The sequence below is a fragment of the Nocardia rhamnosiphila NBRC 108938 genome, from assembly GCF_000720425.1.
Taxonomy (GTDB): domain Bacteria; phylum Actinomycetota; class Actinomycetes; order Mycobacteriales; family Mycobacteriaceae; genus Nocardia; species Nocardia rhamnosiphila.
In genome coordinates, this window is the sequence record NZ_JOAJ01000002.1 from 95504 (window position 1) to 107231 (window position 11728).

The window sequence follows — 11728 nt, forward strand, 5'->3', positions numbered from 1 at the left end:
TACGATGATTCCGAAATCGGTTAGTACCAAGGCCTCTCCATACGGAGCCGAGACGGAGGATATGTGCCGGGGCCACCGTCACGTGGAGACCGTCGGCCATTGGTGGGGCGTGTGGCGGAGATGGGTGCGCTCACCGACGCGATGACGATCGCCGAGTGCGGTGGAACCGTGGCCGTGGCGCTGGCGGGCGAGCCCGGGATCGGCAAGACCCGGCTGCTGGAGGCCGCCTGCGAGATCGCCCGCGAACGTGGCCATCAGGTGCTGGTCGGGCGATCGACCGAACTCGAGCGGGAGATTCCCTACTCGGCGGTCTTCGAGGCACTCGACGACGCGGTGCGCTCGCTGTCCGAGTCGGAGCTGTGCACACTGGCGCCGGAGGATCTGACGGAACTGGGCCGACTTTTCCCGGCGCTGGCCCGGTCGCCCCTTCCTGCCTCGGTCGAGACGACGATCGAGCGGCGGCGCTGCCAGCGCAGCGTGCGATCGGTCCTGCAGCTGCTGGCGATGCGGGCACCGACCGTGCTGGCCTTCGACGATCTACAGTGGGCCGATCACGCCTCGCTCGAAGTCCTCGCCTATCTCCTCCGCGGCGCGGTGCCGAATTGCTTGGTGATCCTCACGCATCGGACCGCTCGACTCCCGGCTGTTCATGCCGGGGCCCTCAGCCGGGCGTCCCGCGACGGCGTGCTGTCCGCGTTGGCACTGGGCCCGCTGTCGCTCACGGAGACAGCCGAACTGCTGGGCGACAGAGTGCACAGCCATGCCCTGTCGAGTTTGCATCACGAATGCGGCGGAAATCCGTTCTACATGCAAGAACTCGCCCGTGCCGGGCGCCCCGGCGGGGAGACTGCCGGGCCCGGTCGGCCCGGGCACGGTCCCGAGGTTCCGCCGCTCGTCCAGGCGACCTTGGAGCAGGAAATCCGGGCGATGTCACCGGTAGCGCAGCGCTTGCTGCACGCCGCCGCGGTGGTCGGAGAGCCGTTCGACGTCGATCTGGCGGCGGAGATCGGCGCTCTCGGCCGCCGGGACACGGCGACAGCGATCGACGAACTGGTGTCGACACAGTTGGTACAGGCGACCCGAGTCAGCGGTCGGCTGGTGTTCCGGCATCCGCTGATTCGGCGCGCGGTCTACGAACAGATCGGCTACGGTTCGCGGCGCGAGGCGCACCATCGTGCCGCGGCGGTGCTGGCGGCGCGGGGCGCGGATCTATCGATCCGCGCTCACCATCTCGAACGCGGTAGCACCGTAGGCGACGAGGCGGCGATAGCGGTTCTGTCGGAAGCGGGAGCAGGGGCGGCGGCCCGTGCGCCGCTCAGTGCCGCACGCTGGTTCCGCGCGGCGTTGCGCTTGCTGCCCGCCGAAGCGACGAACGCGCGGAGACGCGAATTGGTGATCGCCCGCTCCGAGGCGCTGAACTCGTGCGGCCGATTGCGCGAAAGCCGGGAAGTGCTCGACCGCGCCCTCGCCGAATTCGCGGGCGACGCGCCTCGCGCGGACCGCGCGCGGATGATGGCGATGCTCGCGGTCACCGAGCAGGGATTGGGGCATCCGGCGGAAGGTCATCGTCTTCTGTCGGCTGCCTTGGAGCTGGTGGATCCGAACAGTGTCGAAGCGGCCTCGTATCGGCTGGAGCTGGCGAAAAGCCATATGGTCTGCGGTCGCTGGGGCGAGGCGATGGCAGTGGCGACCGAACTGATGCAGCTGGCGCGATCACGCACCGATCGCCGCCTCCACTTGCTCGCGACCGCGGCCAATGCGTACATGGCGACCACACAGTTGAATTTCCGGCTACAGCTGGGTCTGGACTACCTGGACGAGGCCGCGCGAAACCTGGGCACGCTCACCGACCGCGAGATCGCGCCCGAGTTGCTCAGCGGCTTCACCGATGTGACGTTCGCGGAGGTGAACTTCGAACGCTGGTCCGATGCCGTAGACCACGCCGATCGAGGGATCCGGATGTGCCGGGAGACAGGCTACGGCCGGCAGATGATCGACCTCCTGCACTTGCAGGCGGTGGCGCTGCTGTTGCAGGGAAGACTCGCCCGGGCTCTCGTGGTCATCGATGACGCCGTGGAGACAGCTCTGCTGTTGGATAATCCGCCGATGGTGGCCATGACGGAAGGGACCCGCTGCTGGGTGCTGTCCCTGCTCGGCCGCCATGAGGAAGCTCTCGCCCGAGGTGCGCACGCCGCCGAGATCGCGGCCGCGGCGCCACAGGGCGTCAATTCCCACCATCCGCCGTTGACGTACGGGGCAGCCTTGATCGCCGCGGGGGACCATGCGCGGGGGCGAGACCAGATCGCCACTCGCGGCGGATACGGACACCTCGACAAGGTGAGTCCGACAGCCCTGTCCTATTGGCTGCGCCATCTGGCCGACGCCGAATTGGAATTGGGAGATCTCGACGCCGCGGACAGGGTGGTACGGCGCATGGAGGCACTCTCCGCGGGTGCGCCGATGATGCCCATGCGCGCCGGCGACGCTCGATACGCGCGGGCGCGTATCGAACTCGAACGAGGTAGAACGCGGTCCGCGGCGAACCTCGCACGGGAAGCCGTGCGACAGTACGAGAAGAGCGGGACGCCGATCGATGCCGCGCAGGCCCGGGTGCTGTTGGGACGTATCCTCGCGAGCTACGGCGAGACCGCCACTGCCCGGCGCGAGCTCGATACCGCGCTGGCGGTGTCGAACGCACACGGAGCGGCCGATATGGCAGCCCGGGCCCGCGAAGCGCGCACCCGGCTCGACGAAACCTCTGCGGAGCCCGGCCACACACCCGTCTCCGCCTTCGACGGGCTCACCGGCCGGCAGCACGAGGTCGTCGGCCGGGTGGTCCGCGGACTGACGAACCGCCAGATCGCCGAGGAGTTGTTCGTCAGCGAGAAGACCGTCGAGGCGCACCTTTCCCGCTTGTACGCCAGACTGAACGTCTCCTCGCGTGCGGCGCTGGCCGCTTTTGCCGCTGTCGAGTACGCGCGACGGTCCTGACTTCCGACCGGCGCCACCCCGGACCACCGGCGCAGGCCGCACCCCGCTGCTCGGCCGAAACCCACCCGAGCCGTTCGCTGTTTCGCCGCAACGGTTCGCGGATACTTCGCGAGGCTCTCGCGGGCAACGCGACAGCCGGGACGGCCACCCGGTGTGGATTCCGCTGTTCGAGCCCGGCTCGGCCGTCGGCGAATGACCGCACCTTTCTTCGACGTATAGGGTTTCCCCTACTTGCTCGTATCGTCCGCTGTCGGCTTGAATATCGGTAAGGGAGTTTCTACTTCGGGAGTTTTCATGAGTACGGTTGCGCCGGAAACGGCGGCTAGAATTTTTGAGGCGTCGGCAGAAACTCTCGATACGGGTCACTGATATCGGGGTGAAGAAAACCCTCGGGGTGGTACCTACTACTCCGTCAGCGTCGGCATTTTTGTCTCGGCGAACTTCCGGTCCGGTGATAACTGCGGTTCCGGCAAACTGTGAGCCGTTTCCGCGCGCGCATTCCCGGAGGCGGCTGTCATCGAATTTCCGAATACTTCAGCGGAGGGTGTTGTGCGAAGTCATGCCGGGCGGCGCGCGCGGGAATTCATGGGACGGGAGGCGGAAATGCGCAAGATCGCGGACCTCTTGCGCGACGGTGTGCAGATGATCACCCTGATCGGCCCCGGCGGGGTGGGAAAGACCACGCTCGCCGAGTGGGCGCTGGATGAGCACTCCGGAGTGCCGAAGGCGGAGGTGTACTGGTCGCGGCTGGCCGATGTGGCTCGGGGCAGCGATATCGAAAGCGTGGCGGCGCACGTGCTGCGCTCGATACCGGGTGCCCCCTGCTCCGGGCCCCCGGCGGATGCGGAACTGGTACGGATACTGAGGGCGACCCCCGGCGAGCGGGTGGTGTTGGTACTGGACAGTTGCGAGCATGTCCTGACGGGGGTTTCGAGCCTGGTGGCGCAACTGATCGATTCCGTGCCCGCCTTGACGGTCATCGCGACAAGCAGGGAGAACGTGGGCTGGGTGGACGAGTACCTCGTGGCGGTTCCGCCGCTGTCCACTCCCGATGCGGTGGAGGTCCTGCGCAGGCGCGCCGAACGGATCGGACGCCCGCTGCGCGACGATCCCGCCGCACACAGTGTCGCGTCCCGCATATGCCATGCGGTGGACAACAATCCATTGTTCGTCCGCTTGGCGGCGGCCCGGCTCCAGCACCTGCCGCCGGCAGGTGTTTTGAACGAACTGACCGGCGCCGATGACGATAGGCGATTACGGTGGCCGCGTGGTCCCGTGGCGGGCACGGATCCGCGTCATCGGGGTATCCGCGACGCGATCGCCTGGTCTTATCAGCTCTGCGATATATCGGAGCGGGCACTGCTGGAACGGATGTCGGTGTTCGCGACCGGTGTCCCGGAGGCAGCGGAGGTCCCGAGGACAGTGGGCTTCGGGGTGGAGCCGGCGGCCGTCGCCGCTGTCTGTTCCGGCGACGGGGCACTCGCCGTGGACCAGGTGCCGGGGCTGCTGGAACGGTTGGCGGACAAGTCCCTGGTCGGCATGTGTATCACGGCCACCGCAGTGCGGTACCACCTGACCGGTAGCGTACGGCTGTTCGCGTGGGAGCGCCTGAACTCGGCGGGTCCGGAGCGAGCGAACCGGCTGCGTCGTCGACATCGCCGGTACTATCGCGACGGGTTGCGTGCCGTCCGGGACACCGGAAAGGGACCGGACGGGCGAGATGGAATGCCCTGGGTTCGTGCCGCCCTGGGCGAAATCATCAGCGCCGTCGAAACCGGTCTGTCCGCCGCGGCCGAGGCGATGGTCGGACTCGAGATCGCCACCACACTGCTGTCCGTGCTGTCTTCGGCGGAGAGGACGGCGGCGGATCTCGTGGCGGCCGCCTCCTGGGCGGAATCGACGTCGGCGCTGGCGGCGGGGGACTACGAGCTCGCCCGTGCATCGTTTCGGCAGTTCGCGCTGGACCACGCGCACCCCGGCGGTGAGTGCGCCGTGCCGGCGTTGCCGCCACCGCCGTGGTCCCGGTGGGACGAGCTCACTCCGGCCGAGACCGAGGTCGCCCTGCTGGCAGCGGCCGGTTGGGCCAATCGCGAGATCGCGGTGCGCCGCGGCGCCTCGGTCCGAACGGTCGACGCCCAGCTGGCCGCCGTCCGGCACAAGTTGATGATCGCCTCCCGGGGTGAGATCGCGCGGCATGTGCCCGGCGAGATCACGCCGCGGATGCGGCACGAATCCAGCACACGTCTGCGCGCGTGACCCACCCGGCGGCGCGGCTGCTTCCAGAATTCACCGATCGAGGAGTCGTGATGACTACTGCCATTGTGCCCGGAAAATCGCCACGGCGAGCGTGGCCACTCATAGGTCACGGCCTGCAGTTGCAGCGACGGCCGCTGGAATTTCTGGCCGAATTGCACGCGCTGCCCGAACCGGTCGTTCGCATCCGGCTCGGTCGCGACGAGGCCTATGTGGTGACGGCCCCTGAGCTCCTCGATTCCTTACTGCGCGGGAAGATCTCACAGCGCGTGGAGAAGGGCGCGTTCTTCGATGCCATGCGAGTAGTGCTCGGTGACGGAATCGTCGTCTCCGCCGAACCGAAACATATGCGTCATCGCCGGTTGATGGCACCGGGTTTCCATCGCGAGCGAGTCGCGGGATATATCGACATCATGGCCGACAGTACGGCGAGTATGGTCGATGCCTGGCACGCCGGGCAACGAATCGAACTGGACCGGGAACTGGGTGGGCTGGCCATGCGGATCGTGGCGCGGGCCCTGTTCTCCAGTGATATCGCCGAAGACCTGGTGCGTGAGTCGCTGCGGGCATTCCCGGTCATCGTCGCCGAACTGCCGAAACGGACGATGATGCCCTGGCTGGCCCGGCTGCCGCTGCGTAACCGCGCTTTCGACGCCGCAGTGCGGCGACTGATCACCGTCGTCGATCGCATCATCGCGGAGTACCGGGCCCATCAGGAGGATCACCACGATCTCGTCTCGATGCTCATCGCTGCCCGATTCGACGACGGCACCGGGCTCAGCGACCAGGAGATCCGGGACGAAGTCATGACGATGTTCGCGGCAGGTTACGAAACCGTCTCGAATACTCTGGCTTTCGCATTCCACGAACTCGGGCAGCGTCGGGATATCCTCGACCGTCTGGAGCGTGAAGTGTCCGAGGTCCTCGGTGACGGGCCGGTGCGCGCGGACAATATCCGTGATCTCGTCTTCACCGAAAAGGTCGTCACCGAAACGCTGCGCCGCTACTGTCCGCCCTGGCTCGGCATGCGGGAGACAACGGCGGAAATCGAACTCGGCGGCGTCGCAATCCCCGAGGGCGCAACGATCATCTACTCCAACTACGCGCTGCACAACGATCCGAACTATTTCGCGGACCCGGCGACCTTCGACCCGGATCGGTGGACCCCGGAATACCGCAAGAAGGTGACCCGCAGCGGGGCGTTCCAGCCTTTCGGCATAGGCAATCGCAATTGTATCGGCGAGCCTTTCGCCTGGCTGGAGGCGACGGCGATTCTGGCGACGGTGGTCGCCCGGGTCCGGCTGGAGCCGGTGCCCGGAGTGGCAGTGCGCGAGATCGCGGCGGCCACTGTACAGCTCGATCGGTTGCCGATGATCGCGCATCCGCATCAGTGCTGGATCAAGCCGCCCACCGGAGTGGGCGTGACGTGACCGGTTGCCGGGAGGGTCCGCGCGAGAGCCAGTCCGGTATCGACAAGCGATGACCGGCGCAGCGAGGCGACCGCGCCGATCGGCGTCCAGGTCGGCTCGACGGTTGCCCCGTTCGGTTCGGCTCGCAACCGACCGCGTGTGACGCGGACGCGGTAGAAGATCCCGACATTCTGATGCTCGACTCCCGCACGGGCAACGGCCGCGGGGATAACCCGGGAATCGACACCCAGCAGGCGTTCGACGACCCCCTCGTAACCGGTCTCCTCGGCGAGTTCCCGGGTCACCGCGCAGAAGGGGTCCTCCGCATGCTCGACCCGACCGCCTGGAAGCGTCCACGTGGGCTCGTCGCTTCCGGCCACATGCCGGGCAAGTAGCACCCGGCCCTGTTCGAGGCAGACGGCGTATGCCGCGATCCTGAAGCTCACCCGAGGGACTATATTTCGCCGTCCGGCCGCGCCGGTGACGATGAATCGCTGATCTATAGCGTTCCAGGGGTGGACACGGCCGGCACGATCGCCGACAGTTCGCGCCATTCTCGCAACGGCACAGTGGCCGGATCGGTGCCCACAACCTGCAGACAGACATGGTCGGCGCCCGCCGACAGATGTCGGCGCACACGTTTCTCGATCGCATTCAGATCGCCGTAGGCCATGATCGCGTCGACCAGCCGGCCGCTGGGACCGGCGATATCGTCGTCCCCGAAACCCAACCTGCGCAGATTCGCCGCCTGATGCGGGGCGCCGGACGCGTATGCGGCGACGTAGGACCGGGCAAGCTCACGAGCGCGGCCGATATCGGGGTCGAAGACGATCGGTTGCTCCATGCCGAGAAACGACTCCGGCCCCATCACTTCTCTGGCCCGAGCCGTATGTTCGACCGGAGCGAAGTAGGGGTGTGCTCCCCAGGTCCGCTGTGCCGCGAGTGCCAGCATCTTCGGCCCCAGAGCTCCTACCACCCGCCGAACCGGAAGAGCCGGGACCGGCCCGTGCGAGGGCACCGCATCCATCGCATCCAGATATCCACCCATCAAAGCCAAGGGCCGGCCGACGGAGGGGATCGTGACTCCACCGGCCGTGATCGGCCGGCCCCCGACGCGATGTCCTCCGAGCCCCAGGAGATAACGACCGGGGAAGGCTTCACCGAGCGCCCGCTCGGCCATGGCCATCGAGATCGGTTCCCGCAGTGCGACATTGGCGATTGCCGATGCCACCACGATCCTTCGGGTGGCCGACAGCAGCAACCATGCCTGCCCGATGGCGTCCCGGCCGAGCCCTTCGCCGTACCAGAGCGCACCGAAACCCAGTTCCTCGATCTCCGCGGCGGCATCGCGCACCGCGGCCGCCGGCTGCCGGTCGAAGGCCCACGTCCATATCCCGACGACACCTGGGTCCTGTTGCTTCATCCGATTCTCCAGAACTCATACCGGAGAGGTTCTCCAGTATTGTCCGGATGGGATATGGAGAACTTCTCCGGTTCACAAGAGGTAGGGATGAGATCGCACGCGCGGCGCAACTACGACCAGATCTTGCAGGCAGCGACCGTGGTGTTCGCCGACTCCGGCCCCGACGCATCCCTCAACGAGATCGCTCGCCGGGCGGGTGTGGGGCCGGGAACTCTGTACCGGCACTTCCCGAATCGCCAGTGTCTGCAGACTGCCGTGTTGAGCGAACGCATCGAGAAGCTGCGCGGGGAGGGCGCCGATCTCCTGCGCCTGCCCGACGCCGACCTCGCCCTGGTGCGATGGTTGTCTTTGCTACTACTGCACACTCGTAGCGATAAAGGGCTCGGAGCGGCGGCACTCACCGGCACGACCGATCAGAGCGCGCAGTGCCGGACAGCCATCGTGGATACCGCCGCCCACTTGGTCGCCCGCGCAAAGGACCGCGGCACAGTCCGAAACGACACCTCCGCCGACGACCTCGTACACCTGGTAGCCGGTATAGGCCTGGCCACCGAGCACCAGTCCGACTCCGCTCAGGCCGAACGCCTCCTCGGCACCGCACTCAGAGGAATCGGCATGTCGGAGATACCCGGCCAGGAATCGGGGAGCTCGGGGGCAGGAGCGGCTATCGGGCATCCCGCCTGCGGCTCAGCGTCTCGAGAGTCGCGGTGAGGTGCGCGATGTGGCGTGGGTCGCTCGACCGTAATTCCAGGAACTCGCGATCCTCGCCCGCCTCACGCAGCTGCGTCAGCCACGTGACCAGCGCGGCAGTGCCCGCGGGAGTCGAGACGAACAGGGTCCCGCCGCACGTCGGGTCGGCGAGCTGTGCGGTGTCTCCGGTGAGGATCTCGGCGAGCGCCAAAGCCGTCACGTCGTACAGATACTCGTCTTCGGTGGGATCGCCGCCGAGCAACCCCGCCGTGCGGACGGCGTTCACCAGTTCATCGGCCGTGACCTGGTCCCGGCCTTCGGAGATCTCCTCGATCAGGGCCAGCACTTCCAGACCCTCGTCGCTCTCCAGCGCCTTGACGCCCCATGCACCCACAGCCCTCACTCTAGCGACGGCCTCGAACGGTCATCCCCCGCGCACACCGCCGGCACCCGGTACGACACCCACGCAGGTTTCCTCCCGGCGAACACCGCGACCCCGCGCCACAAACGGCCCTCGGATCGGGAAGCGGCGGCGAACTATCGGTCATTGCGACGCGGGCGGGATGCTCTGCTCGTACCGGAAGACGTTGCGGGGGTCGTACTTCGCCTTGATCCTGCGCAGCCGCTCGAAACCCGGCCTCCCCCAATAGGCGGTTTCCCACTGCTGCATTCCGACATTCGGCACGTTGACGTAGGCGCCCTCCGCATACGGCCGCAATGCCTGACTGAACTCGGCGGTCCAGGCCTGGGCCTGCGAGGTCAGCGGGTCGTCGACGCCCGGCTGCGTTGAACGAGTTCCCCAGCCTGCGCCGATCTCGCCGTAGAAAAGCGCGTCGCGATGCGCGAACGCCGTGCCGCCTGGGGGCTCCCTCCGGATCGCCCCGCCGAAGGCATCGACGAAGTAGTTGCTCTGCTCTGTAGGAGCGTTTCGCATGAAGTCGCCGATGATGTCGATCGCCTTCTCCGGAAACCACTCTTTGACGAACTGCGAGAAGAACTTCCAGTTCGCGGGCTCTTGCTCGAGCGGGAGCTGGGCTCCCGCGAAGATATCGCCCCAGTTACCGACCTGCACCGTGACGTCGGGCGCGCCGGCCGACAGGATAGGAGCCAGCATCTCTGTCGCCTGTGCCGCTGTCCCCTCCACCAGCCACGCGGACAGCACGATTTGAGATTTGTGGATCTCGAGCTCCGATCCCAGACGGCTGTCGGCGGACGGTACCGTGCGCTGCCACGCCTCGAAGACCCCGCGCAGGTCACCAAGCCCGTCCCAGGTCGCCTGCACAGAGACGAGAGAGGCGAGCGGATGCACCTGGTAGGTGAGTTGTGTGACGACGCCGAAGTTACCGTTTCCCGCCCCGCGCAGCGCCCAGAGCAGGTCCGAGTGGTGCTCCGAGTCCGCGGTGATCACCTCGGCGCAGTCGTGACCCGACGGGATGACGACTTCGGCGGCCAGCAGGCTGTCGCAGGCCATGCCGAGCCAGCGATTGAGGGGTCCGAGGCCACCGCCGAGCGTCGCCCCGCATACGCTGACGCTGCCCTCACTTCCGGTCGTGACCGCGAGGTTCTGCTTCGCGAGCGTCGTCACCGCTTCCAACTGGGTCAGCCCGGCGCCGACCGTCACGATCCGAGCGCCGGGGTCGATCCGGACCGACTTCAACCGGCTGACGTCGATCACGATGCCGTTGTCGACGTTCGACCAGCCTTCGAGGGCGTGGCGGCCGCTGCGCACCCGCAACGCGACGTCGTGCTGCCGCGCCCAGGTGAGGGCGTTCACCACGTCCTGGGTTTCCTGTGCGAAGACGATGGCCAGCGGAAAGTGGGAGAAGAGCTGGTCCCAGCCGAGTCGCGCCTCCGTGTACGCCGCGTCGGCGGGGCGGATGATGCGGCCGGTCAACGTCGCGGGCGGGCATCCCGAGCCATTACCCGGGCGGCCCGCGACCACAACTCCCGGGGCGCTCGTGCCGGTAGCCTCCGGCGTGTCCGCGGCCGCGAGGCCCGCAACACCGATCGCTCCGACTCCGGCGGCGGCCGATGTCCTGAGCAGGTCACGGCGAGAAAGTTCGTTCAAGGTCGAATCCTCTCGTTCGGGCTACGCAGTGCCCGGTCGCCGAGGAATTCCCACCCGCCGGCCGCCGGGCAATCCTTTGTGGTCGACCCGCGACCTTCCGGCGATCGGTCGACGCACAGCACATGTTCCCGCAAGGACAACCACAGGTCGTTGCCATGAGGCCGGTAATCGGTCTCGGTACGGTAAACACATGCCGGATACCTCCGCCGTGTCTCGCGCCGGCCGTCCACGTGACGGCCGCGTAGACGCTGCTCTGCTCGCAGCCACCGCACAACTGATCGCCGAACGCGGTTACGGCGCACTCACCCTCCAGGCCGTCGCCGACGCGGCAGGGACGAGCAGGCCCGCGCTCTACCGCCGGTACAGCTCCCGTGCCGACCTCGTCGTCTCGGTACTGATCGAACGGTACGGACTACAACCCGGCGGCGAGGACCTCGGCGGGATCGAGGCGGAGTTGCTCGCGATTCAACAACATCAGCGTGAACTGTTCAACGACCCGGTGTTACGCCGGGCAGTGCCCGGGTTACTCGAAGAGCTCGGTCGTAGCCCGGAGGTCGCACGCCGGTTCCACGACCAGTTCCTACGACCGCGGCGGCTCTCGACAGCTACGATCCTGCATCGCGCGACCGCCCGAGGCGAAATAGCTCCCGGAGTCGATCCCGAATGGGTGTGTGACCTCATCACCGGGCCGATGCTCATGCGGGCGCTGGTACCCGGACTCGGACCGATCGACGAAGAGTTCGTGCAGTGCACGGTGCAGGCCGCGCTCAACGCTGTAGGCGTCCACAAGCGCTGATACTTCCGCGGTTGACCTGGTATTGCCGGCTCGCTAGATTTCATTACAGATTGAAACGTAATGGAAGGTGTTCTTTATGCGGGGCCGCGTCGATTTCC

Annotated in this window: 9 protein-coding genes; 5 read left to right on the top strand and 4 right to left on the bottom strand. The window is 67.1% G+C overall.

Translation table 11 applies throughout. The features are described from left to right. Positions 1 to 102: 102 nt before the first annotated feature. The 3 genes from IG75_RS0109265 to IG75_RS0109275 all read left to right on the top strand — a co-directional run bounded on the left by IG75_RS0109265 (position 103) and on the right by IG75_RS0109275 (position 6674). The gene (locus IG75_RS0109265; protein WP_281181653.1) at positions 103 to 2991 is read left to right on the top strand and encodes a helix-turn-helix transcriptional regulator; all 2889 of its coding nucleotides are present in this window, start codon (positions 103 to 105) and stop codon (positions 2989 to 2991) included. Positions 2992 to 3594: 603 nt separating this feature from the next. Continuing rightward, positions 3595 to 5247, top strand: a complete 1653-nt coding sequence (locus IG75_RS0109270; protein WP_162183782.1) for an ATP-binding protein — start codon at positions 3595 to 3597, stop codon at positions 5245 to 5247. A gap of 50 nt (positions 5248 to 5297) precedes the next feature. Continuing rightward, entirely contained in the window at positions 5298 to 6674 is a 1377-nt protein-coding gene (locus IG75_RS0109275) for a cytochrome P450 (RefSeq protein WP_081876767.1), read from the top strand. On the opposite strand, the gene IG75_RS0109280 is transcribed toward IG75_RS0109275, so the two are convergent. Then, positions 6632 to 7099 (bottom strand): NUDIX hydrolase, encoded by a 468-nt coding sequence (locus tag IG75_RS0109280; RefSeq protein WP_030520780.1) that lies wholly within the window; start codon positions 7097 to 7099, stop codon positions 6632 to 6634. The genes IG75_RS0109275 and IG75_RS0109280 overlap by 43 nt on opposite strands. Before the next feature lie 53 nt (positions 7100 to 7152). Further along, the gene (locus IG75_RS0109285) at positions 7153 to 8076 is read right to left on the bottom strand and encodes a TIGR03620 family F420-dependent LLM class oxidoreductase (protein ID WP_030520781.1); all 924 of its coding nucleotides are present in this window, start codon (positions 8074 to 8076) and stop codon (positions 7153 to 7155) included. A gap of 87 nt (positions 8077 to 8163) precedes the next feature. Between IG75_RS0109285 and IG75_RS0109290 the strand changes: the two genes are divergently transcribed. Beyond that, complete coding sequence (locus IG75_RS0109290) at positions 8164 to 8787, top strand: TetR/AcrR family transcriptional regulator (RefSeq protein ID WP_210436794.1); 624 nt, start codon at positions 8164 to 8166, stop codon at positions 8785 to 8787. Here the strand turns inward: IG75_RS0109290 and IG75_RS37265 are convergent. Together IG75_RS37265 and IG75_RS0109300 are read right to left on the bottom strand one after the other, a co-directional pair. Then, positions 8741 to 9160 carry a hypothetical protein gene (locus IG75_RS37265; RefSeq protein ID WP_051714432.1) on the bottom strand — a complete coding sequence of 140 codons (420 nt, stop codon included), beginning with the start codon at positions 9158 to 9160 and terminating at the stop codon, positions 8741 to 8743. The two genes, IG75_RS0109290 and IG75_RS37265, sit on opposite strands and share 47 nt — an antisense overlap. 150 nt (positions 9161 to 9310) lie before the next feature. Further along, positions 9311 to 10834, bottom strand: coding sequence for an FAD-binding oxidoreductase (locus IG75_RS0109300; RefSeq protein ID WP_030520784.1), 1524 nt, complete (start codon positions 10832 to 10834; stop codon positions 9311 to 9313). A gap of 190 nt (positions 10835 to 11024) precedes the next feature. Between IG75_RS0109300 and IG75_RS0109305 the strand changes: the two genes are divergently transcribed. Continuing rightward, positions 11025 to 11630 (top strand): TetR/AcrR family transcriptional regulator, encoded by a 606-nt coding sequence (locus tag IG75_RS0109305; protein ID WP_051714433.1) that lies wholly within the window; start codon positions 11025 to 11027, stop codon positions 11628 to 11630. Positions 11631 to 11728 lie beyond the last annotated feature (98 nt).